The following is a 24185-nucleotide window of genomic DNA, read 5'->3' as shown; positions in this document are numbered from 1 at the left end:
GGAATTATGGAATGTATGAACGCTTAACCCCAGAGGAATTTAAAATGCCAAACGTATCAATGCGCGACATGCTAAAAGCAGGTGTTCACTTCGGTCATAAGACTCGTTACTGGAACCCGAAAATGAAATCTTACATTTTTGGTGCACGTGACAAAGTTCATATCATCAACTTAGAACAAACTGTTCCAATGTTCAACGAAGCTTTAAACTTCTTATCAGGTGTTTCTACTAAGAAAGGTAAAGTATTATTCGTTGGTACTAAGCGTGCTGCTAGCGATGCAGTTAAAGAAGCTGCTCTTAAATCTGATCAATTCTACGTTAACCACCGCTGGTTAGGTGGTATGTTGACTAACTGGAAAACAGTTCGTCAATCTATCAAACGTCTTAAAGATTTAGAATCTCAAAGCCAAGACGGTACTTTTGATGCTCTTACTAAGAAAGAAGCATTAATGCGTACTCGTGAAATGGAAAAACTTGAGAAAAGCCTTGGTGGTATCAAAAACATGGGCGGTCTTCCTGATGCATTATTCATCATCGATGCTGACCATGAACACATTGCTATCAAAGAAGCTAACAACTTAGGTATCCCAGTAATTTCTGTAGTAGATACTAACTCAAGCCCTGACGGCGTAGACTTTATCGTTCCTGGTAACGATGATGCTATCCGTGCAATCAGCCTATACCTAGATTCAGCTGCAAACGCTGTAATCGAAGGTCGCGAGCAAAACATTGCTGTAGCTGCTGAAAAAGACGGTTTTGTTGAAGCTGAGTAATTAAATCGTTCGATTTAATTTTTACTTCTAAAGAGGTTCATTTGAGCCTCTTTCTAATTAATTACAGATATTTAAGGAATTAACTCATGGCAATTACTGCTAAACAAGTTAAAGAACTTCGTGACCGCACTGGCGCTGGCATGATGGATTGTAAAAAAGCTTTACAAGAAACTGACGGCGACATCGAACTTGCAATTGATAACATGCGTAAGTCTGGTCAAGCAAAAGCTGCTAAAAAAGCAGGTAACATTGCAGCTGAAGGCGCAATCATCATTAAAGAAAACAATGGTGTTGCTGCATTAGTTGAAGTTAACTGTCAAACTGACTTCGTAGCTAAAGATGGTAACTTCTTAGCATTCGCTAACGAAGTAGCTGAAGCTGCTGCTGCAAACAACGTTGCTATCGAAGAGTTACAAGCTCAATTCGAAGAAAAGCGTGTTGCTCTTGTTGCTAAAATCGGTGAAAACATCAACGTTCGTCGTGTATCTTATGTTGAAGGTGCTGCTGCATCTTACATTCACGGTGGTAACATTGGTGTTGTTGTTGCAGGTGAAGGTGACGCTGAGTCATTAAAGCACATTGCAATGCACGTTGCTGCTTCTAAGCCTGACTACGTAACTCCAGCTGATGTTCCAGCTGAAGTTGTTGAGAAAGAAAAAGCTATCCAAATCGAAATCGCGATGAACGAAGGCAAGCCTGCTGAAATCGCTGAAAAAATGGTTAATGGTCGTATGGCTAAGTTTACTGGTGAAGTTTCTTTAACTGGTCAAGCTTTCATCATGGAACCTAAGAAAACTGTTGGCGCTATCTTAAAAGAGAAAGGTTTAACAGTTTCTTCATTCGTTCGCCTAGAAGTAGGTGAAGGTATCGAGAAGAAAGAAGAAGATTTTGCTGCTGAAGTTGAAGCACAAATCGCTGCTGCAAAAGCTAACTAATAGCTTTTAAAGCTTTAAAAAAAGCCCTGTTATCTTTGATAACAGGGCTTTTTTATTTATATTGGCGCTAACATGCAAGAACTATTGTTTGGCACACACTTTTACATATAAGTTTGTTTGTTAATTAAGCAACTTCGCATTAATTATCATTAATATAGCTCAGTTGGTAGATAAAAAATGTAATTGGTATTAAAATAGCTGCGGTTTAGATTTTGTATTTAAATCAAATTATTTTCTATACTAATCTTAATGTTATTTTACACTCTAATAATATTAAGATTAGTATTTTCACATTTATTACAGGATTGTTTACTTTATGAGCACTAACCCTAAACCAACGTATCGTCGCATATTATTAAAACTTAGTGGCGAAGCCCTAATGGGAGATGAAGGCTTTGGAATTGATCCTAAAGTACTAGATCGTATGGCTCAAGAAATTAAAGAATTGATTGAGATGGGCGTACAAGTAGGCTTAGTTATTGGCGGTGGTAATTTATTCCGTGGTGCTGGTTTAGCACAAGCTGGTATGAACCGAGTTGTTGGTGACCAAATGGGGATGTTAGCAACTGTAATGAACGGTTTAGCAATGCGTGATGCGCTGCATCGTGCCTTTGTAAATGCTCGTTTAATGTCGGCAATTGATTTAACTGGTGTTTGTGACAGTTATAACTGGGCAGAAGCGATTAGCTTATTAAAATCTGGTCGCGTAGTTATTTTCAGTGCTGGTACAGGTAACCCATTCTTTACTACCGATTCAGCTGCTTGTTTACGTGGTATTGAAATTGAAGCTGACGCTGTTTTTAAAGGTACAAAAGTTGACGGTATTTACTCAGCTGATCCGGTAACAAACCCTGACGCAGAACTTTATAGCAACTTATCTTATGAAACTGTGCTTGAGAAAGAATTAAAAGTAATGGACTTAGCGGCCTTTACTTTAGCTCGTGACCATTCAATGCCTATTCGTGTGTTTAACATGAATAAAGAAGGCGCATTAAAGTCAATTGTTATGGGTGGTAGTGAAGGTACTACAATTAATCATGATGCGGACGTTAAATAAATACTAACTGTCTGCTTACGAGTTATTTAGTTATCACTCGTATTATTTATTTCAGAATATAATTTAAATTTTAGCAAAAAGGATCAAGGTTTTGATTAACGAAATTCAACAAGATGCCAGAAGCCGAATGGGCAAAAGTATTGAATCATTAAAAGGTCAATTAAATAAAATTAGAACTGGCCGTGCTCACGTTTCTTTATTAGATAACATCACTGTAGAGTATTACGGCGTAGATTCACCTCTAGCGCAAATTGGTAACGTTTCAACACCAGATGCACGTACTATTTCAATTTCTGTATTCGATAAATCTATGGTTGGTTTAGTTGAAAAAGCAATTATGAAATCAGACTTAGGTTTAAACCCTTCGTCACAAGGCACGTTAATTCGTATTCCATTACCACCATTAACTGAAGAGCGTCGTCGTGAATTAGTTAAAGTAGTTGGCGGTGAAATTGAAGCTGGTAAAGTTGCAATTCGCAATATTCGTCGTGATGCTAACTCTGATATTAAATCTTTGAATAAAGAAAAAGAAATTAGTGATGATGAAGCTCGAAATGCAGAAGATGCAATTCAAAAGATCACTGATGAATTTATCAAACAAGCTGATGAAATTGCTTCAGCGAAAGAAAAAGAATTAATGGAAATCTAATTTTAGATTTTTAGGCTAATCGCCGTAAACTAACACGTAATTTTATTTAATTAATTTATTCGCATAGTTTACGGCTTTTTTATAAGATGGATGTTTCGTGACAACTATTGATACCTTAAATAGTGAACCTACAGCGTTACCACAGCATGTGGCTATTATTATGGATGGTAATGGACGTTGGGCACAGTTACAGGGTAAAGGCCGTGTAGTTGGGCATAAAGCTGGCGTTGAGTCAGTGAGGGATTGTGTAAGTACAGCACGAGAAATGGGCGTAAAAGCGCTAACTCTTTTTGCTTTTAGTAGTGAAAACTGGCAAAGACCTGCCGCAGAAGTTAGTGTTTTAATGGATTTATTTATGTTTGTGTTAACTCGAGAAGTTAAACGCTTACATAAAAATAATATTCGTTTTCAAGTGATTGGCGATAAATCTCGCTTTTCAACAAAGTTACAACAAAAGATCACTGATGCCGAGCAGCTAACTAAAAATAATGATGCAATGGTACTATCTGTCGCCGCCAATTACGGTGGCCGTTGGGATATAGCACAAGCATCTAAAAAAATTGCTCAACTTGCCGTAGCTGGCGAGATAAACGTTAGTGATATAGATGAGCATATGCTCAATAATCATATAAATTTATCGAATTTACCTGAATTAGATTTATTGATCAGAACCGGTGGTGACTTCCGCATTAGTAATTTTTTACTATGGCAAGCCGCTTATGCTGAGTTTTATTTTACCGATAAACTTTGGCCTGACTTTAAAGCAGAATCGTTTAAGCAAGCCTTAGCCTCGTTTTCAGCACGAGAGCGACGTTTTGGTAAAACTGGTGAACAGGTAAATTTGAGCACTAAAAAGGATTAACGTTTGTTAAAACAACGTATTTTAACGGCATTGATATTAGCGCCTCTTGCTATTGCCGCCATTTTCTTTTTATCTCTGCAAGCCTTTGCAGGGGTTGTCTTAGCCATTATCGCGATTGGCGCGTGGGAGTGGGGACCTTTGATGGGGTTTGATACTACTAAGCGTCGTATTGGCTTTGTTACTTTTATTGCACTTGCTATTGCTGGCTTATGGTATGTTTTACCACCAGAACAAATTTGGCAACTCGGTGGTTTAAACCCACTTGCTGAAAATATACTTATTGCTGCATCTGTATGGTGGGCTTTATGTATTTTTATGATCTTTAAATACCCTAGATACAGCAGCTTTTGGACTGGACACCGTTCAATACGTGGTTTATTTGGTTTAATCACTTTAGCGCCTATGTGGGTTGCCTTTCTTGTACTACGTTCAAATAATATTGTTTTCGCCGAATTTGATGGTGCGTACTTATTAATGCTTCTGTTTGCTTTTGTTTGGAGTGCTGATGTCGGCGCTTATTTTGCAGGCAAACGTTTTGGTAAAAATAAATTAATGCCTAACGTAAGTCCGGGTAAAACAATAGAAGGTTTTATTGGTGGTAATATCGCCGCAGCTGCTGTTGCAATCATTACTGCACTTTATTTCTCTTGGAGCATCGAACAGTTGTTTATGACGGTAGCTTTAGCCTTGCTTATAAGCTCAGTTTCCGTTGTTGGTGATTTAACCGAGAGTATGCTTAAGCGCCAAGCTGGTGTTAAAGACAGTGGCTCTATTTTACCTGGTCATGGCGGTATATTAGATAGAATCGATAGTTTAACCGCAACAGCGCCGGTATTTGCTCTTTGTTTTGCCTTGTTTGGCTGGTAATAAATAATGCAAAATTTATGTGTGCTTGGCGCTACTGGCTCTATAGGCCTGAACACGTTAGACGTAGTTAGGCGCCATCCTCAAAAGTATAACGTTGTAAGTTTATCGGCCCACTCTAGGGTTGATACCATGTTTGATTTGTGTGTTGAATTCTCTCCTGAAACCGTCGTGATGGTTGACGAGTACAGCGCTGAGCAACTTAAATTAAAATTAATTGCCGATGACTACCACCAAATTGAAGTTTTAGCTGGTGCGCAAGCACTTATTAAACTAGCTAGTAGCAGCAAAGTTGATTCTGTTATGGCTGCTATTGTTGGTGCATCAGGTTTACTACCGACACTTGCAGCTATAAAAGCAGATAAACGTGTTCTGCTTGCTAACAAAGAATCATTAGTTACTTCAGGGCAAATATTCATCGATGCCTTAGCTGCTTCTAAAGCCGAATTACTGCCAATAGATTCTGAACACAATGCCATTTTTCAAAGTCTGCCTTTAGATATGCAAACTAGAGTAGGGCATGGGAAAATAGCCGATTATGGTATTAGCAAAATATTATTAACCGGCTCAGGTGGTCCTTTTCGAGAAACGCCATTAGCTGATTTTGCTAATATTACCCCAGAGCAAGCTTGTGCACATCCTAACTGGGATATGGGCCGTAAAATTTCAGTTGATTCAGCAACTATGATGAATAAAGGCCTTGAGCTAATTGAAGCGAAGTGGTTGTTTAATTTAGATGTTGATGATATTCAAGTGGTACTTCATCCGCAAAGTACCATTCACTCTATGGTTCAGTATGTTGATGGCTCTGTTATTGCACAAATGGGTAACCCAGACATGCGCACGCCTATCGCTCATGCTTTAGCATATCCACAGCGTATTGATTCTGGTGTCGAGCCTTTTGACTTCTTTAACTGCAAAAACTTTGAATTCTGTGCAGCTGATTTTAAACGTTACCCAAACCTTAAACTTGCTATTGATGCTTGCCGTCAGGGGCAAGCTGCCTGTACGGCTTTAAATGCTGCCAATGAAATTTCTGTCGCTGCCTTTTTAAATGAAGAAATAAAATTTACCGAAATAAGTGTGGTTAATGAAGTTGTGATGAAACATTTTTCCCACTTTAATGTGACCACTATTGATGAGGTTGTTGACCTTGACTCGCAAGCAAGAGCATTGGCTCATGACACAATAAAAACATTGGATGTAACTTAGCATGTTTGACTTACTATGGAATTTGGGTTCTTTTATTGTTGCCCTTGGCTTACTTGTTACCGTGCACGAGTACGGCCACTTTTGGGTAGCGAGAAAATGCGGCGTTAAGGTTGAACGTTTCTCTATTGGTTTTGGTAAAACACTTTGGCGTACCCATGATAAACACGGTACTGAGTTTGTAATCGCGTTACTGCCTTTAGGCGGCTTTGTGAAAATGCTTGATGGTCGTGTTGATGACATTTCTGATAGCGAAAAGCAATTTGCCTTTAACCATAAATCGGTATATCAACGCATTGCGATTGTTGCTGCTGGTCCTATTGCTAACTTCTTATTTGCTATTGTGGCCTTCTATTTAATGTTTATTATTGGCATGAGTAGCGTTAAACCAGTAATCGGCAGTGTTGCTCCGGATTCAATTGCTAGCCAAGCGCAACTACAAAGTAATACCCAGATTGTTGCCATTAACGATAAGCAAACCCAAGACTGGAATGCAGTTCAAATGGCGTTAGTTGCTCAAATTGGTGAGCCAAATATTTCTATATCAACTAAGCAACTCGATTCAACTTATGTGAATAAACAACAACTTAATACGAGTGATTGGCAGTTTGAACCGAGTAAAGAGTCGGCTATGGATAGTCTGGGTATAGAGCCATTTATACCAAAGACTTTGACAAAAGTTGCTCGTATTGAGGACGGCGGTGCAGGGGATAAAGCAGGCTTAAAAGTTGGCGATGAAATTATCTCGGTAAATGGCGATAATATATATGGTAATTGGCAGGGCTTTGTTGATATTATTCAACAAAATCCGAACACATTAATACCAGTTGAGCTACTCAGGGGTAGCGAAAAACTGACTATTGAAATATTTGTGGGAACTCGTGAACAAACTGATGGTCACAAGACAGGGTATATTGGTGTTTCACCAATTGTTGAGCCTTGGCCTGATGAACATCGTATCGAGATTTCATACGGTCCTATAGAGGCAATAAGCAAAGCCGGCGCGAGTACATGGAATTTAATCACGCTAAGTTTTGACATGGTTGGTAAGCTAATTACCGGTCATGTGAGTGTAGATAATTTAAGTGGACCTATATCAATAGCGCAAGGCGCAGGAAATAGCGCAGGTTACGGCCTGGTATATTTCTTAAGCTTTTTAGCGTTAATAAGTATAAACTTGGGCATTATAAATTTACTACCACTACCAATACTTGATGGTGGACACTTACTTTATTACTTTATAGAACTTATAAGCGGTAAACCCGTACCCGAAAAATTTCAGGAAGTAGGATTTAAAATAGGAGCATTGATTTTACTATCGTTAATGAGCATAGCTATTTTTAACGATTTTTCCCGGCTCCAATAATATTGGTAATGCCAATATTATAAATAAGAATTAGAAAAGTTGACTATTCATATGATAAGAAGAAAACTCGCCTTAGCAGTATTACTAGGCAGCATTGGTTGCAATGCCCAAGCAGCCAATGATTTTGTGGTTGAAGATATACAAGTTAAAGGACTACAGCGTGTTGCTTTAGGTGCAGCATTAACTCACATCCCTGTGAGCGTTGGTGATCAATTAAGTGACTTTCGTATTTCACAATCGATTAAGTCTTTATATAAGTCAGGTCATTTTTATAATATCGAAGTATTTCGAGATGGTAATCGCCTCATTTTTAAAGTGAAAGAGCGTGAAACCATTTCCAGTATTACCTTTGAAGGTAATGATGATATTAAAGACGAGCAGCTGCAAGAAAGCCTCGATGGTAGTAACATTCGTGTTGGTGAAACCTTAGACCGTTCAGTACTAACTGGTATTGAAAGTGGTTTAGAAGACTTTTACCACAGTGTTGGTAAATACAATGCTAATGTAAGTACTAAAATCACTCACTTACCTCGTAACCGCATTAACCTTGAATTTGAATTCGAGGAAGGTGATGCTGCTGCCATAGAACAAATTAACGTTGTTGGTAATGAAGTCTTCACTAATGAACAGTTATTAGAAAGAATTGAATTAACCTATGATTCTCCTTGGTGGGATTTCATGGCGCAAGATAGATATCAAAAGCAAACTTTGCAAGGTGATATGGAAACTATCGAGAGCTATTATCTTGACCGTGGTTACTTGCGATTTGCTATAGACTCTACTCAGGTTTCAATGACACCAAATAAAGAAGGTGTTTATATTACGATGAACGTAACTGAGGGTGAACAATACACCGTTAGTGAAGTTGAGTTTGTTGGTGATATGGCCGGTTACGACAAAACTATTGAAGCCATTAGTCCATTGCGTATTAATGAGCTATATAATGGCGCTGAAGTTACTTACACGGAAGATTTAATTAGTAAGTTTTTAGGTCGATTTGGTTATGCTTACCCTGAAGTTCGCACTATGCCTGAAATTAATGATGACGATAAAACCGTTAAGTTAATTGTATCTGTTGACCCAGGTAAACGAGTATATGTTAACCGCATAAGCTTTACTGGTAACGATGTTACATCAGAGCAAGTATTACGCCGAGAAATGCGACAAATGGAAGGTGCTTGGTTGTCAAATAACTGGGTTGAAGCCTCTAAAATGCGTGTTCAACGTTTACCTTATTTTGAAACCGTTGAGTTTGAAACTACGCAAGTACCTGGTGAAGAAGATTTAGTTGACGTTGACTTTACCGTGAAAGAACAGCCTTCAGGCTCATTTACCGCAGGTGTTGGTTATGGTTCTTATTCAGGCTTAAGCTTAAATGCTGGTGTACAACAAAATAACTTTTTAGGAACTGGTAATCGTTTAGCACTACAGTTGAATACAATGAAGTATTCACAAAGTATAAACTTATCTTATACCAATCCATACTTTACCATCGACGCGATATCTTTAGGTGGTAATATTTTCTACAGTGAATTCGATGCTGGTCAAGCCAACCTTGTAAACTACAACAATACTACTTATGGTGTTGGCGTTAATTTTGGTTTCCCAATTAATGAATATGTACGTTTAAATTTAGGTGTTGGCTATAAGAGTAGTGATATTTCGAATCTGCAAACCTATGAGCAAATTAAAGATTTCTATGAAGTGTATCAAGATCCAAACAATCCTGATGCGAAATTAAACTTTGAAACATTTGATATTAACGCAACCTTATCTCGAGTAACGTTAAACCGTGGTACATTCCCTACGGCAGGTTCATCGCAAGTACTTAATGGTAAGATAACGACTCCTGGCTCAGATGTTCAATACTTTAAATTAAAATATAACTCAAAGTATTACTTCCCGATTTCTCGTGATCACCGCTGGACTTTCTTAGCCCGATTTGAAGCAGGGTACGGTAATGGTTATAGTACAATAGAAGGTAATGACCAGTTATTACCATTCTGGGAAAACTATAGAGCAGGTGGCTCAGATACATTACGTGGTTTTGAAAATAATACCGTTGGTCCTCGAGCTATTTACCGCTTCCCAACACAAGCACCTGGTGTGCCTGGTGAGGGCGGGGAAGTATTACCACCAAGTCAAGATGCGATTGATGTTTCTGATCGAAGTGTTGGTGGTAATGCCATCGCTATTGCTGGTGTTGAGTTAATTGTACCTACGCCATTTTTAGATGAAGGTTATACTAATAGCGTTCGTACTAGTTTCTTTGTTGATGCTGGTAACGTATGGGATACTGAATTTCAGTTAGAAGATTACGAGTCATTAGAGCCGAAAGAATTTGCTAAGTTGGAAGATTTCTCAGATCCTGGTCGTATTCGTGTTTCTACGGGATTATCGATTCAATGGTTATCACCGATGGGACCTATGGTGTTTAACTTTGCTAAGCGCCTTGAAAGTGAACAAGGTGATGACACTGAATTCTTTAGTTTCAATATCGGTAAAACATTCTAATTTCATAATGTACTGAGCACTACATAATATTATTGCTCAGTACATATTTAACATTAATAGCCAGCAAAGATTGGCGTATAATATAAAATTACTATTATTTAGGAGAAGTAAGTTGAAAAAATTAATTAAGTCTATTGCGTTTACTGCAGCAGCAACGAGCATGTTATTTGCAGGAAATTCATTAGCAGCTGATCAAAAAATTGCGACGGTTAACGTACAGCAAGTAATTTCTCAACTTCCACAAATGGCTGATATCCAAGCGAATATTACCAATGAGTTTAAAGAGCAAATTGACGCTCTTAAAAAAATGGAAGGTGATATTAAATACAACATGGAAAAACGTCAACGTGACGAAGCCATCATGAGCAAAAAAGAGATTGAAGCATTAGAAGCGACTATCAATGGTTTACGCCAAGAATACGCTGCTAAAGCTCAGCCATTACAGCAATCTCTTAAACGTCGTGAACAAGAAGAGCAACAAAAAATCCTTCTTATCGTTAAACAAGCTGTTGACAGTGTTGCTAAAAAAGAAGGCTATGACCTAGTATTACAACAATCAGCAGTAGCTTTTGCTAAACCAGATGCTGATATTTCTTTAAAAGTTGCTGAGCAAGCAGCGAAAACTAAGTAAGACTATTTATGGTAACTTTAGGTGAACTAGCACAAAAGCTAGGTGGTTATGTTATTGGTGATGAACATTGCCAGATATCTTCTTTAGCGACATTAATGGATGCTAAAGCAGGGCAGATTGCTTTTTTAGCAAACGCTAAATACCGTCCTCACCTTGAGTTGACAAAAGCTTCAGCGGTAATACTTGCTGAAGCTAGTGCTAAGTATTGTCAAACGAATGCATTAGTTTTGCCAAACCCCTACTTAGGTTTTGCCCTTGTCGCACAACTACTTGATACAACACCAAACTCTGCCGAAGGTATTGCCGATAGTGCGGTGATTGCGGATGATGCTGTTATAGGCGCTGATGTTAATATTGGTGCCAATGTAGTTATTGAGTCAGGTGTAATACTTGCTGATGGCGTTTCAATTGGTGCCAATTGTTTTATTGGCAAACAAGCTAAAATAGGCGCTCGTACTAAGTTATGGTCGAATGTAAGCATATATCATCGAGTTGAGATAGGTGAAGACTGTTTAGTACAAGCTAATACCGCGATCGGTAGTGATGGCTTTGGCTATGCAAACGATAAAGGTACTTGGGTGAAAATCCCGCAATTAGGCTCTGTTATTATCGGTAACCGTGTCGAAATTGGCGCATGTACTACAATTGACCGTGGCGCTTTAGAAAATACTATTATTGAAGATAATTGTATTTTAGATAATCAATTACAAATTGCTCATAATGTAGTTATTGGTTCAGGTACCGCAATGGCCGCTTGTAGTGTTATTGCTGGTAGTACCACAATTGGTAAAAATTGTACTATTGCCGGATTAGTTGGCATTAATGGTCATATCAACATAGCTGACGGCAGCGTATTTACTGGTATGACAATGGTAACAAAAGCAACGACTGAAGCAGGTGTCTACTCTTCTGGTATGCCTAGTTTACCGAATAAAGAATGGCGAAAAAATGCTTCAAGATACAAACATTTAGATACAATGTTTCGTAAAATTGCAGAGTTAGAACAGACTGTTGCACAATTACAAAATTCAAAATAGTCTACTATTAACATAGATATAAATATAAATTGTTGTAAGGATCGTATTTGCACATGGACAAAAACGTTATAGATATTGAAGAGATTAAAACTTTAATCCCTCATCGTTACCCATTTTTACTGGTTGATCGAGTATTAGACTTCGTACCAGGTAAAAGTATTCACGCAATTAAAAACGTTACTGTTAATGAGCCTGCATTTATGGGGCATTTCCCTGGTTACTCAATTTTTCCAGGTGTACTTCTACTTGAAGCGCTCGCCCAAGCAAGTGGCATTTTAGGCTTTAAATCAGTAGAAGATAAATCAGAAGGTGAAATGTTTCTATTTGCTTCTATTGATAACGCTAAGTTTAAACGTCCAGTGCACCCAGGTGACACGGTACATTTGCACTTAGATTTCGTTAAAGAGCGTCGTGGCATGTGGAAGTTTTACGGTGAAGCACGAGTTGATGGCAAAGTTGTCTGTAGTGCTGATTTAATGTGTGCAAGAAAAGGACAATAAATTAGTGATTCATCCTCAAGCGATAATAGAGCCCGGTGCAAGCATTGGAAAAAATGTAAAAATAGGTCCTTGGACTTATATTGGAAATGATGTTGTTATTGGTGATGACTGTGTTATCCACTCTCATGTAGTTATCAAAGGGCCTACTACCATAGGTTCAAACAATACTATTTTCCAATATGCGTCTGTAGGTGAAGATTGCCAAGATAAAAAATACGCAGGCGAACCGACTCGTTTAGAGATTGGTAACGATAATGTTTTTCGTGAAAACTGTACTATCCACCGCGGCACAGTACAAGATGATAGCGTTACCATTATTGGTGATGATAACTTATTTATGGCAGGCGCCCATGTTGCACATGACTGCGTCATTGGTAGCCATGGTATTTATGCTAATAATGTTACTTTAGCTGGGCATGTTCATATTGGCGATTACGTTATTATGGGCGGTATGTCAGGCGCACATCAATTTTGTCATATTGGCTCTCATGCTTTCGTTGCTGGTGGCGCCATCGTATTAAAAGATATACCTCCTTATGTTATGGCGTCAGGCCATCCGGCAACGCCATTTGGCTTAAATTCTGAAGGCCTTAAGCGCCGAGGTTTTGATAAAGCCGAAGTGTTGCAAGTTCGACGTGCTTACAAAGAAGTCTATCGCAAAGGTTTAACGTTAACTGAAGCGAAAACTGCTATATCTGCTTTATCTGAAGGCTTCCCTGCGGTTGAATCTTTCTTATCATTCATCGAAAATTCAAGTCGTGGCATAATCCGTTAAGGATAACTGTGAGTAAACAACCTACCTTTGCAATTGTTGTTGGCGAGCACTCAGGAGATACCTTGGGTGCTGGTTTAGTTAAAGAACTAAAACAACGTTTCCCTGATGCTAACTTTGTTGGTATCGGCGGTCCTAAAATGGATAAGCTTGGCTTTAACAGCCTATTTTCAATGGAAGAGCTTGCTGTTATGGGCATCGTCGAAGTGTTAGGGCGCCTGCGCCGTTTAATGCACGTTCGCAAATCATTATTCAATTACTTTGTTGAAAACCAGCCGGATGTATTTATTGGTATCGACGCTCCTGATTTTAATTTAGGCTTAGAAGCTAAGTTAAAGCAACAAGGCATTAAAACCGTTCATTATGTCAGTCCGTCGGTGTGGGCATGGCGAGAAAAACGTATTTTTAAAATAGATAAAGCAACCGATATGGTGTTGTCTTTACTACCTTTTGAAAAGGCGTTTTATGATAAGCATCAAGTCGCTTGTACTTTTGTTGGCCATCCATTAGCTGATGATATTCCAATGCACAGCGATAAAGCAGAAGCTAGACAAGCTTTAGGCTTAAATTTAGATGAAAAGTATTTAGCTATAATGCCTGGTTCAAGAGGCAGTGAACTTGCTATTTTATTACCTGATTTTTTAAATGCAGCCAAAATAATTAAAAACAACCATCCTGACATTAAGTTTATCACCCCGGTTATTAATGATATTCGTGAACAACAGTTTAATGAAATTAAGCAGCAAGTTGCGCCAGAGCTAGATATCTTTTTAGTTAATAATAATGCCCAGCAAGTTATGGCTAGTGCCGATTGCTTGTTAACAGCCTCAGGGACTGTGACACTTGAAGCCGCATTAATAAAAAGGCCTATGGTTGTCGCTTATAAATTTAACTGGCTAACCGCGATAATTGGCCGCATTATGGTTAAGTTAAAATGGTTTTCATTGCCAAACTTGTTAGTGAGTAAAAGTTTGATCCCTGAATTATTACAAGAGCAAGTTACCCCTGAAAATTTAGCAAAGACGGTCGAGCCTTTACTTTACCAAGATCAAACTGAGTTAATTAACGAATTTACCAATATTCACAAAACGCTTAAGCAAAATGCCAGTGTTAAAGCTGCTGATGCAGTGGTAGAGTTGTTAGAAACTAAAAACTAGAAACTTGAAACTAGAAACTAGAAATTAGCGCCTAGAAGCTAGAGGCAATAATTAGTAAGCTTTAAAAAAATAATAATAATTTACGTGTAGTACTGTTTGTGGAGTAACAACCTAATGAGTGATGATTTTATTCGTCCCAATGCGCAATTTATTGCTGGTGTTGATGAAGTTGGTCGAGGACCACTTGTTGGTGCCGTTGTCACTGCCGCGGTTATATTAGACCCAAACAATCCCATCTCAGGTTTAACTGACTCCAAAAAACTATCAGATAAAAAGCGTCAAGCTCTGTCTGCTGAAATTAAAGAAAAAGCATTGGCTTGGAGTTTAGGTCGAAGCGAACCTGAAGAAATTGACCAAATCAATATTCTACAAGCGACTATGGTGGCTATGCAGCGAGCTGTTGCATGTTTAAATGTAACTCCTGATTATGTTTTGGTTGATGGTAATCGCTGCCCTGATTTTGGCTTACCGTGCGAGTCAGTTGTTAAAGGCGACTTAAAGGTTGCCGAAATTAGTGCTGCTTCAATCATAGCTAAAGTCGCTCGTGATGATGAAATGTTAGCTCTAGATAAGCTTTATCCAGAATATGGTTTTGCGAAACATAAAGGCTACCCAACTAAATTTCATTTTGAAAAAATTGCCGAATTAGGTGTGTTAGATTGTTATCGTAAAAGCTTTAAACCTGTTGCTAAGATAATTGCAGAAAGAGAGCAAGGTTAATGACAGATCCTAAATTTGTACATTTACGTGTGCACAGTGACTTCTCGATGTGCGACGGTTTAAACAAAGTAAAACCTATCGTAGCAAAATGTAGTGAGATGAAACTTCCTGCCATTGCCTTAACCGATCAAACCAACCTTTGTGGCTTAGTTAAATTTTATGGCGCCGCTCATGGTGCAGGCGTTAAGCCTATTATCGGCTCTGATTTTTGGGTTAAAAGTGACGAACTTGGCGATGAGTTATCAAGAATTGTTGTGCTTGCCAGTGATAATGATGGCTATAAAAATTTAACCGAATTAATCTCTAAAGCGTATTTGCGTGGTTCTATTGACGATAAACCAGTTATCGATAAATTATGGCTGATCGAACACAGTAAAGGTATTATTTTATTATCTGGTGCCCGCGAAGGTGATATTGGTAAAGCTTTACTTAAAGGTAATGCGGCTCTAGTTGAAGCTATGGTAAGTTTTTACCAGGAACATTTCCAAGGCCGATACTTCCTTGAACTTATTCGTACTGGCCGAGCGCAAGAAGAAGATTATTTACACATGGCCGTTGAATTAGCCGCCAGTAAAAACTTACCTGTAGTTGCTACCAACGAAGTCATGTTTATTAAACCTGAAGGCTTTGAAGCGCATGAGATCCGTGTAGCAATTCATGATGGCTTTACATTAGATGACAAACGTCGTCCTAAAAAATACTCTAATCAACAGTATTTGCGCAGCGAAGAAGAAATGTGCGAATTATTCGCCGATATCCCCGAAGCATTAGCGAACAGCGTTGAAATAGCGAAACGTTGTAATGTTACGGTAAGGTTAGGGGAGTATTTCCTACCTGATTTTCCTACCGGCGATTTAGACATTAAAGACTATTTAGTTAAAGTTTCTGAGGAAGGCTTACAAGAGCGCCTTGAGTTTTTATTTGATAAAGATGCCGATGATTTTGCCGAGATCCGTAAAGAATACGATGATCGTTTAGAGGTAGAATTAAACGTAATTAATAACATGGGCTTTCCCGGTTATTTCTTGATCGTGATGGAATTTATCCAGTGGTCTAAGGATAATAATATTCCCGTTGGACCAGGACGTGGTTCAGGTGCCGGCTCATTAGTTGCCTACGCGCTTAAAATCACCGACCTTGATCCTCTAGAATTTGATTTACTCTTTGAGCGATTCTTAAACCCAGAACGTGTTTCCATGCCTGATTTCGATGTCGATTTCTGTATGGATAGACGTGATGAGGTAATTGACCATGTTGCTGAGCTCTATGGGCGTGATGCGGTATCACAAATCATCACCTTTGGTACTATGGCCGCAAAAGCGGTAATACGTGATGTAGGGCGCGTACTTGGTCATCCTTATGGCTTTGTTGATCGTATATCTAAACTTATTCCTGGCGATCCGGGCATGACATTAGCAAAAGCTTTTGAAGTTGAACCTAAACTGCACGAAGCTTACCAGCAAGATAATGACGTTAAAGACCTTATTGATATGTGTCGTATCCTTGAAGGGACAACACGTAATGCGGGTAAACATGCTGGTGGTGTTGTTATATCGCCAACCACAATAACTGATTTTGCGCCTTTATATTGTGATGATGAAGGCCTTAACCCGGTAACTCAATTTGATAAAAATGATGTTGAGGAAGCTGGCTTAGTTAAATTCGATTTCTTAGGTTTAAGAACACTTACCATTTTACAGTGGGCCATTGAAATTGCCGATGAAAAGCTGCTTAAAGCCGGTAAAGAGCCGATTGATATCACCGCAATTCCACTAGACGATCAACCAAGTTTTGATTTACTACTGCGCGCTGAAACAACAGCAGTATTCCAGCTAGAATCTAGCGGTATGAAATCACTGGTTAAAAAGCTTAAGCCCGATTGTTTTGAAGATATGATCGCCTTAGTTGCTTTATTCCGCCCAGGTCCATTGCAATCAGGCATGGTAGATAACTTTATCGACCGTAAGCTTGGCCGTGAGGCAATAAGCTATCCCGATGAACGCTGGCAACATATTGATTTAAAACCTATCCTAGACCCTACCTACGGTATCATTTTATACCAAGAGCAAGTAATGCAAATTGCTCAGGTTTTAGCGGGTTACTCACTCGGTGGCGCCGATATGTTACGTCGCGCTATGGGTAAGAAAAAGCCTGAAGAAATGGCCAAACAACGAGCCGGTTTTGAACAGGGCGCAATAAACCGCGGTGTTGATGGCGAACTCGCGATGAAAATTTTTGACTTGGTTGAAAAATTCGCGGGTTACGGTTTTAACAAATCACACTCGGCTGCGTATGCTTTAGTTTCTTATCAAACTTTGTGGATGAAAACTCATTTCCCTGCGCCATTTATGGCTGCGGTTATGTCTGCTGATATGGATAACACTGAAAAGATTGTTACCTTAGTAGATGAATGTGCCAACATGGGAATCGATTTATTACCTCCTGATGTTAATGCCGGTTTATATAAGTTTGCGGTAAATGATGACAATCAAATTGTTTACGGTATTGGCGCGGTTAAAGGGGTTGGTGAAGGGCCAATTGATGCCATCATTGCAGCTCGTGAGAGTGGCGGTCCATTTAAAGACTTTTTTGATTTTTGTGCGCGTGTTGATTTAAAGAAAATCAATAAACGTATTTTAGAAAAATTAATTAAATCTGGTGCTATGGATAATTTAGGTCCGCACCGAGCAGCACTTTTTGCGACACTGCCTGAAGCGATTAAAGCTGCTGACCAACACGCTAAAGCTCAAGCACTAGGGCAAGATGACTTATTTGGTCTTATTAATATAGACGAAGAAGAAGAGCGACAGTCGTTTAAAGACGTACCGCCATGGCAAGAAGAAGTGTGGCTTGAAGGTGAGCGTGAAACCTTAGGTTTATATTTAACAGGTCACCCAATTGATCGTTATTTAAAAGAAATTAAACAATACGGCGGCAATCGATTAGTTAACTTACAACCTGGTAATAAAGATCAAATATCAACCGCTGTTGGCTTAGTACTAGGCGTTAGAGTTTTAGTAAATAAGCGCAATCGCCGCTGGGCCTTGGTTACACTTGATGATAAAAGTGCTCGTATAGATGTGCGATTGTTCCCTGATGACTACGATCGATTCGAAGAAATACTGCAAAAAGACGCTATTTTAGTCTGTAAAGGACAGGTCAGCTTTGATGATTACTCTGGAGGTATTACAATGACCGCCCGAGATATCATGACAGTATCACAAGCTCGGGAAAGTTTTATTAAATCTATCGATATTCAGGTAGATAGTAAACAAGTAAACCAAAACTTTGTTGCAGGCTTTACGCAAGTATTGTCTGAATATAAAGAAGGTAGTTGTCCGGTAAAACTTCATTATCAGCGAGATGAAGCCAAAGCGAGTCTCGAACTAGGCACACAGTGGCGAGTTACACCGTCAGATACTTTAATACATGAATTAAAGCTGTTACTTGGTGAAGATAGCGTAGCGTTAAATTTTAGCGCATAAGGTTAAGTTGCTTTAACCTTTAGATAAAATTAGTTAGCAAAACTTTAAGCTAGCCATTATATATAGTAACATTGCTTTTTTGAGCAGTGTTGTAAACAATGTTTATACTGTTAAAACATAATATTAGTTTTATGTAGTAGTACAATTAATTAGGTAAATTTTATATGTCACTCAATTTTTTAGATTTTGAGCAACCAATTGCAGAATTACAAGCAAAAATAGAAGAACTTCAATTGGTAAACCAAGGACAAGACTTAGATCTTGATCTTGAAGCAGAGATCGCCCAGTTAAACCAAAAAAGTGAAGAACTAACGAAGAAAGTTTTTGCTGATCTTGAACCTTGGCAAGTATGTCGTGTAGCTCGTCACCCAGGACGTCCATACACGCAAGACTATATTGATAGAATTTTTACAGATTTTGATGAGTTAGCAGGTGATCGTGCCTATGCTAATGATGAAGCTATTATTGCTGGTACAGCCCGTTTAGATGGCGTGCCTGTTATGGTTATAGGTCATCAAAAAGGCCGCGGTACTACTGAAAAAGTTCGTCGTAACTTTGCTATGCCACGCCCTGAAGGGTATCGTAAAGCATTGCGTTTAATGGAAATGGCAGAGCGTTTTAAAATGCCTATCATTACTTTTATCGATACTCCTGGTGCTTATCCAGGTATTGGCGCCGAAGAGCGTGGTCAATCTGAAGCTATCGCGCGTAACTTAAAAGTTATGTCTCGCCTGACTGTACCTATCGTTTGTACAGTAATTGGTGAAGGTGGCTCTGGTGGTGCATTAGCTATCGGTGTTGGTGATAAAGTTAATATGCTTGAATATTCAACTTATTCAGTTATATCTCCAGAAGGTTGTGCGTCAATCTTATGGAAAACAGCCGAAAAAGCATCAACTGCAGCTGAAGCTATGGGTGTTACAGCACCTCGAATTAAAGAGCTAGGATTAATCGATAACATTATCGATGAACCATTAGGCGGTGCGCATCGCGATTTCGATTTGATGGCTAATACGTTAAAGCAGTCAATTAAAGCTGACTTAGCTAAACTTGAAGGCAAAGAAAGCGCTGATCTTATTGAAGAGCGTTACCAGCGTTTAATGACTTACGGTTACTGCTAAGCTTAAAGTATCGTTTAAAATAAAAGGAGAGGTTACTCTCCTTTTTTGTATTTATCATTTGTATTGATTATTGGTTAATTAATGACTGAAGACGTTTTGCATCCTATTTGTCAGCAAATATTAAACTTTTGCCAGCAACATCTAGGCAATAAAAACTTAACCCTTGCTTATAGTGGCGGGGTAGATTCGCAAGTTTTATTACACGCTGTAGCGCAGTTAAGAAAAGCCGAATTGTTAACTAATAAGATTAATGCGGTTCATATCAACCATGGATTAAGCGTTAATGCCTCTAAATGGGCTAGCTTTTGCCAACAACAAGCTAAGCAGTTAAGCATTTCTTATACCAGCATTACTGTTGATATCAACAAGCAAAGCCAGCAAAGCCTCGAAGCCTTAGCTCGTGATGCTAGGTATAAAGCCTTAAATCAAGCTTGTAGCAATGATAGCGTAATTTTTACTGGCCATCATTTAGACGATCAGGTGGAAACTTTCTTACTCGCATTAAAGCGTGGTGCAGGTGTGCAGGGCTTATCTGCGATGCAGACTATTCGTCCTTTAGCTAATAGTGAGCCAGAGAAAAATATACAATTAGCCCGACCTTTGCTCAATATTAACCGTGAAGATATTGAACAATACGCTAGAGAACATGATTTACAGTGGGTTGAAGACGACTCAAATAGTGATGTTCGCTTTGATCGCAATTTTATTCGAGCGCAAATACTGCCATTACTAAAGCAGCGGTGGCCGGCGATCAATCAGACCATAGCACGCAGTGCACAGCATTGTGAACAAGCCCAACATTTACTTGAACAGCTCGCCATAGTTGATTTACAAAACTGTCAGCTCAGCTCTGATAGTTTATCTATTGCAAAAATGGCTAGCTTATCTACAGACAGGTTTAATAATCTACTGCGTCATTTTATTCGGGTAAATGGTGGTTTGATGCCATCAAAGCAACAAGTTGCACAAGTTTATAATGCTTGCTTTGAGGCCGCAGATGATAAAAATCCGCACATTAGTTTACACCAGTATTCACTGCGCCGATTTGCTGACGCGCTATATTTTACGCCCAATTACGCAGATATTAGTCAGTGGCAATTAACATTATCGTTAGCCCCGCTAGTTAATGAGGTGATTGAACTACCAGATGGCTTAGGTCAGTTAACGCTGCAACGAGTTATAAATAATACAGATTTGGGTACATCAGATACGGATAAGTTCAGTACTATCATCGCGATACCTAGAAGTAGTGAGCAGCTAAGTATTGGATTTAAGCACGATAACCCTAAGTGTTGGCCAACTTATCGTGATAAACGCAGACCGTTAAAAAAGCTTTTACAAGAGCATGGGGTGGCAACATGGCTACGTAACCGCCTGCCATTTATCTTTATCGATAATGAACTTGCTGCTGTGTTACCCTTGTTTACTTGTAGAGAGTTTATCTGTAAAGAATTCACCAGTAGTGAATCTAAAGACAACAAGCTTGCCAATAAGCAGTTAATTGAGCAAGAGCAAACGCTTTATCTAAAAATTACTTGGCTAAACGTTTAACCACAACAACATAATAATTATTATTAGCAACACAATAAGAGGAATAATAATGAGTAACTCATTATTGACAAAAGTAAAATCATTAGGCTTAGTAAGTCAAATTGTAATAGGTATTTTTTTAGGTTGTATCATTGCTGTTATTGCACCTGATATGGCTAAATCAGTTTCAATTTTAGGCGATCTATTTGTTCGTGGTTTAAAAGCGGTAGCACCTATATTAGTATTTGTTTTAGTGGTGTCTTCCATTGCTAACCAAAAGCTAAATAGTGATGCTAAGTTAAAGCCGATAGTAGGTTTGTATCTTATCGGTACATTAAGTGCCGCGCTTGTTGCTGTTATGATGAGTTTTATGTTTCCTACGTCGTTAACATTAGATTTAGCTGGTGCAACTGCGACTCCTCCACAAGGCTTACAGCAAGTTCTGACCACATTAATATTTAAAATTGTTGATAACCCGATCAATGCTCTTGCTACAGGTAACTTTATTGGTATTTTAGCTTGGGGCTTAGGTTTAGGTTTTGCGTTAAAACATGCAAACGAAACAACTAAAACAACGGTTCATGACATTGCAGACTCAATTTCTGCGTTAGTACGTTTTGTAATTAAACTAGCACCAATTGGTATCTTTGGTTTAGTTGCTAATACTATTGCGACTACCGGATTTACTGCTTTAGCTGAATACAGCCAATTGGTATTAGTACTGGTGGCATCAATGCTTATTATTGCCTTGATAATTAACCCTATTATCGTTTATCTAGTAACGCGCACTAACCCATACCCGCTAGTATTCACTTGTTTACGCGAGTCAGGTATAACGGCATTCTTTACCCGCAGTTCAGCTGCCAATATTCCGGTAAATATGGCATTGTGTAAAAAGTTAGATTTGCATGAAGATACTTATTCAGTATCTATTCCATTAGGCGCTACTATTAATATGGCCGGCGCAGCGATTACCATCACAGTTCTTACTTTAGCAGCCGCCCATACGTTAAATATCAATATAGACATTGGCTCGGCGATATTATTAAGCGTTATTGCTTCTGTGTCAGCCTGTGGCGCTTCAGGTGTTGCTGGTGGCTCATTATTGTTAATTCCACTCGCTTGTGGCTTATTTGGTATCAATAATGATATCGCCATGCAAGTAGTTGCTATTGGCTTTATTATTGGTGTTATTCAAGATTCAGCTGAAACGGCATTAAATAGCTCTACGGATGTAGTGTTTTCTGCAGCGGCGTCTCACCATATTGAAAAATCGCTGCAATCGGATAGTTAATAACTCTGTCTTGTTATTAAAAACAAGTTAAGTTATTCACATAGAAACGCCATTAATTTTTATTAATGGCGTTTTTAGTTGATAAGATCGTTTGATCTAGCTTAATTATTCACATTCAAATAAGTTATTCACTCAACCTGTGGATAAGTTTGTGTGTTAACTTGGAGCAAGTGATCGCATCCATGATATAGCTTGATCTTAACCCCTGCGCTTAATTTATAACCAATTTAAAGCTGTGGCCAACTATCGTATTTTTTTTGCACAGATATTAAGATCTTGTAAGTAGATCCTATCTGATTTAAAGATCTTGTCGTCGTTAAATAACGACTCTAATAGCAGGTGTTTATCAATAGACGCTTAACTTACTTAATAGCATTATCTATGTTAGAATGCGCAGCTGTTTTTATGGTCGGTTAGGTCAGCATTGTTAATGAAACACGCGCATATGCTCGTTGCCGCATGCTCTGTTATTTTATTTATCTTTCGTTTTATTTTATTGCTAAAAGATGATGAATTACGTAAGCGTAAATGGCTCAAAATCACTCCTCATGTTATCGATACTGTGCTATTTACTTTAGGTATTATTATGGTGATTAAACTGTCGTTATATCCTTGGTATGTAGACTGGATAAATGAAAAGCTGTTTATGGTACTTGCTTATATTGCTGCGGGTTATTACACCTTAAAGCTAGCACCCAATAGGATAAGCCAATTAGTAGGTTTTATCTTTGCTATGGTATGTATTACTTTGATCGTTACTATCGCCGTAAATAAACAAACATATTTATTTTAACAATAACCTATTGTTAAATAACAAATTAAAATCTAGTTGTAGTCCTAGTAATGTTTACTAGAGAAAGAGAATTTTAACGTTAGATGAACGAATTATTATTGTCAGAGATAAACTCTGAACGTATTGACCTTTTGCAAATGATCAGTCTAATAGAGCAGGAATTATTTTCTCAAGAAGAAAATAAAACCCCAATAGACTTATCAGCAGTTAACGAGCTAATTAGTTTTTGTCAGCTAGAAATAGAGGGCATAGATGATGCACTTGAGCGCGCAGAAAGATTAATCGAGCTATTATTTATTGATAATCTTTTTATTGATATCACTAGAAATACTTGGCCTGTTAATAGCCATTGTTTAGAACATGCATTAAATTTTCGCTGTTTTGCACCAGCACTTAAAACCTTACTTATTATTCATATTGTTCGTTGCTGTGGCTTTGAGATAAACGCCGTTTATGTGCCTGACGAAGTTATGCTACGCATTATTTGTGATGATGATTACGCTATAATCTTTGATGTACAAACAGGTTGCCCGATAAACTGGTTAGAACTTGATCAACGTATTAATAATTTAGAAGGCAGTGAAGAAGAGCAAAATCTTGCTGCAATTGATGACAAGAAACTTATAGTACAGTACTTTGTTTCTTTAAAAACATCATTGATCAGAGAAAAGCAGTTTAACTTAGCGCTAAAGTGCGTTGATTTTATTTTAGCTTTAAATCCTGACGACCCTTATCACCGTCGAGATCGTGGATTTTTGCTACAACAGCTTGATTGTTATAAAGTAGCTTTTGATGATTTTCGATATTTTGTTGAACGTTGTCCAAAAGATCCGGCTGCAAAATTATTACAGCAGCAGTTAGATATGATCAGCCATATAGAAACTAAGCTTCATTAACAAACTAAGATATTTTAATA

Annotated in this window: 21 protein-coding genes; all 21 read left to right on the top strand. The window is 38.4% G+C overall.

Annotated features, from left to right (window positions below; all coding sequences use genetic code 11):
* Positions 1–44: 44 nt before the first annotated feature.
* The 21 genes from rpsB (at position 45) to FNN08_RS06160 (ending at position 24165) form a co-directional block, all read left to right on the top strand.
* A complete protein-coding gene (gene rpsB / locus FNN08_RS06260) occupies positions 45–773 on the top strand; it encodes a 30S ribosomal protein S2 (RefSeq protein WP_143583856.1) in 729 nt (242 codons plus the stop codon).
* Between the two features lie 86 nt (positions 774–859).
* Positions 860–1708 (top strand): translation elongation factor Ts, encoded by an 849-nt coding sequence (gene tsf, locus FNN08_RS06255; protein WP_143583855.1) that lies wholly within the window; start codon positions 860–862, stop codon positions 1706–1708.
* A gap of 316 nt (positions 1709–2024) precedes the next feature.
* On the top strand, positions 2025–2765 hold the full coding sequence (pyrH, locus tag FNN08_RS06250; RefSeq protein WP_143583854.1) for a UMP kinase: 741 nt from the start codon (positions 2025–2027) through the stop codon (positions 2763–2765).
* Positions 2766–2856: 91 nt separating this feature from the next.
* A complete protein-coding gene (frr, locus tag FNN08_RS06245) occupies positions 2857–3414 on the top strand; it encodes a ribosome recycling factor (protein WP_143583853.1) in 558 nt (185 codons plus the stop codon).
* Between the two features lie 97 nt (positions 3415–3511).
* A complete protein-coding gene (gene uppS, locus FNN08_RS06240; protein ID WP_260679275.1) occupies positions 3512–4276 on the top strand; it encodes a polyprenyl diphosphate synthase in 765 nt (254 codons plus the stop codon).
* Positions 4277–4279: 3 nt separating this feature from the next.
* Positions 4280–5143 (top strand): phosphatidate cytidylyltransferase, encoded by an 864-nt coding sequence (locus FNN08_RS06235; RefSeq protein WP_143583852.1) that lies wholly within the window; start codon positions 4280–4282, stop codon positions 5141–5143.
* 6 nt (positions 5144–5149) lie between these two features.
* Positions 5150–6352, top strand: coding sequence for a 1-deoxy-D-xylulose-5-phosphate reductoisomerase (gene ispC, locus FNN08_RS06230; protein ID WP_143583851.1), 1203 nt, complete (start codon positions 5150–5152; stop codon positions 6350–6352).
* Between the two features lies 1 nt (position 6353).
* Complete coding sequence (gene rseP / locus FNN08_RS06225; RefSeq protein WP_143583850.1) at positions 6354–7715, top strand: sigma E protease regulator RseP; 1362 nt, start codon at positions 6354–6356, stop codon at positions 7713–7715.
* Positions 7716–7766: 51 nt separating this feature from the next.
* Complete coding sequence (gene bamA / locus FNN08_RS06220; protein ID WP_143583849.1) at positions 7767–10229, top strand: outer membrane protein assembly factor BamA; 2463 nt, start codon at positions 7767–7769, stop codon at positions 10227–10229.
* 112 nt (positions 10230–10341) lie between these two features.
* Positions 10342–10860: an OmpH family outer membrane protein gene (locus tag FNN08_RS06215; protein WP_260679274.1), complete on the top strand. Its 519-nt coding sequence runs from the start codon at positions 10342–10344 to the stop codon at positions 10858–10860.
* Positions 10861–10868: 8 nt separating this feature from the next.
* Positions 10869–11897, top strand: a complete 1029-nt coding sequence (lpxD, locus tag FNN08_RS06210; RefSeq protein WP_143583848.1) for a UDP-3-O-(3-hydroxymyristoyl)glucosamine N-acyltransferase — start codon at positions 10869–10871, stop codon at positions 11895–11897.
* A 53-nt stretch (positions 11898–11950) separates the two neighbouring features.
* Entirely contained in the window at positions 11951–12397 is a 447-nt protein-coding gene (gene fabZ, locus FNN08_RS06205) for a 3-hydroxyacyl-ACP dehydratase FabZ (protein WP_143583847.1), read from the top strand.
* 4 nt (positions 12398–12401) lie between these two features.
* A complete protein-coding gene (lpxA, locus tag FNN08_RS06200; RefSeq protein WP_143583846.1) occupies positions 12402–13172 on the top strand; it encodes an acyl-ACP--UDP-N-acetylglucosamine O-acyltransferase in 771 nt (256 codons plus the stop codon).
* 2 nt (positions 13173–13174) lie between these two features.
* A complete protein-coding gene (lpxB, locus tag FNN08_RS06195) occupies positions 13175–14326 on the top strand; it encodes a lipid-A-disaccharide synthase (RefSeq protein ID WP_143583845.1) in 1152 nt (383 codons plus the stop codon).
* A 114-nt stretch (positions 14327–14440) separates the two neighbouring features.
* Entirely contained in the window at positions 14441–15046 is a 606-nt protein-coding gene (rnhB, locus tag FNN08_RS06190) for a ribonuclease HII (protein WP_143583844.1), read from the top strand.
* Positions 15046–18531, top strand: coding sequence for a DNA polymerase III subunit alpha (gene dnaE / locus FNN08_RS06185; RefSeq protein WP_143583843.1), 3486 nt, complete (start codon positions 15046–15048; stop codon positions 18529–18531). Before rnhB ends, dnaE begins: the two co-directional genes overlap by 1 nt.
* 164 nt (positions 18532–18695) lie before the next feature.
* Positions 18696–19652, top strand: coding sequence for an acetyl-CoA carboxylase carboxyl transferase subunit alpha (gene accA / locus FNN08_RS06180; RefSeq protein WP_143583842.1), 957 nt, complete (start codon positions 18696–18698; stop codon positions 19650–19652).
* Between the two features lie 81 nt (positions 19653–19733).
* Positions 19734–21203, top strand: a complete 1470-nt coding sequence (gene tilS, locus FNN08_RS06175) for a tRNA lysidine(34) synthetase TilS (RefSeq protein WP_143583841.1) — start codon at positions 19734–19736, stop codon at positions 21201–21203.
* A 49-nt stretch (positions 21204–21252) separates the two neighbouring features.
* Positions 21253–22476, top strand: a complete 1224-nt coding sequence (sstT, locus tag FNN08_RS06170; protein ID WP_185962571.1) for a serine/threonine transporter SstT — start codon at positions 21253–21255, stop codon at positions 22474–22476.
* Between the two features lie 430 nt (positions 22477–22906).
* Positions 22907–23269: a SirB2 family protein gene (locus tag FNN08_RS06165; protein WP_143583839.1), complete on the top strand. Its 363-nt coding sequence runs from the start codon at positions 22907–22909 to the stop codon at positions 23267–23269.
* 83 nt (positions 23270–23352) lie between these two features.
* Positions 23353–24165 (top strand): tetratricopeptide repeat protein, encoded by an 813-nt coding sequence (locus tag FNN08_RS06160; RefSeq protein ID WP_143583838.1) that lies wholly within the window; start codon positions 23353–23355, stop codon positions 24163–24165.
* Positions 24166–24185 lie beyond the last annotated feature (20 nt).

The sequence above is a fragment of the Thalassomonas sp. M1454 genome (genome assembly GCF_007097525.1).
Taxonomy (GTDB): Bacteria; Pseudomonadota; Gammaproteobacteria; order Enterobacterales; family Alteromonadaceae; genus Thalassotalea_A.
Note: the sequence above shows the minus strand (reverse complement) of the source record. Positions and strands in the feature narration are given on the sequence as shown.

Bases quoted from the DNA above. Each gene is read 5' to 3' on its own strand.
- rpsB (WP_143583856.1), top strand. From the start codon at position 45: ATGCCAAACGTATCAATGCGCGACATGCTAAAAGCAGGTGTTCACTTC.
- tsf (WP_143583855.1), top strand. From the start codon at position 860: ATGGCAATTACTGCTAAACAAGTTAAAGAACTTCGTGACCGCACTGGC.
- pyrH (WP_143583854.1), top strand. From the start codon at position 2,025: ATGAGCACTAACCCTAAACCAACGTATCGTCGCATATTATTAAAACTT.
- ispC (WP_143583851.1), top strand. From the start codon at position 5,150: ATGCAAAATTTATGTGTGCTTGGCGCTACTGGCTCTATAGGCCTGAAC.
- rseP (WP_143583850.1), top strand. From the start codon at position 6,354: ATGTTTGACTTACTATGGAATTTGGGTTCTTTTATTGTTGCCCTTGGC.
- bamA (WP_143583849.1), top strand. From the start codon at position 7,767: ATGATAAGAAGAAAACTCGCCTTAGCAGTATTACTAGGCAGCATTGGT.
- lpxD (WP_143583848.1), top strand. From the start codon at position 10,869: ATGGTAACTTTAGGTGAACTAGCACAAAAGCTAGGTGGTTATGTTATT.
- fabZ (WP_143583847.1), top strand. From the start codon at position 11,951: ATGGACAAAAACGTTATAGATATTGAAGAGATTAAAACTTTAATCCCT.
- rnhB (WP_143583844.1), top strand. From the start codon at position 14,441: ATGAGTGATGATTTTATTCGTCCCAATGCGCAATTTATTGCTGGTGTT.
- dnaE (WP_143583843.1), top strand. From the start codon at position 15,046: ATGACAGATCCTAAATTTGTACATTTACGTGTGCACAGTGACTTCTCG.
- accA (WP_143583842.1), top strand. From the start codon at position 18,696: ATGTCACTCAATTTTTTAGATTTTGAGCAACCAATTGCAGAATTACAA.
- tilS (WP_143583841.1), top strand. From the start codon at position 19,734: ATGACTGAAGACGTTTTGCATCCTATTTGTCAGCAAATATTAAACTTT.
- sstT (WP_185962571.1), top strand. From the start codon at position 21,253: ATGAGTAACTCATTATTGACAAAAGTAAAATCATTAGGCTTAGTAAGT.
- FNN08_RS06165 (WP_143583839.1), top strand. From the start codon at position 22,907: ATGAAACACGCGCATATGCTCGTTGCCGCATGCTCTGTTATTTTATTT.
- FNN08_RS06160 (WP_143583838.1), top strand. From the start codon at position 23,353: ATGAACGAATTATTATTGTCAGAGATAAACTCTGAACGTATTGACCTT.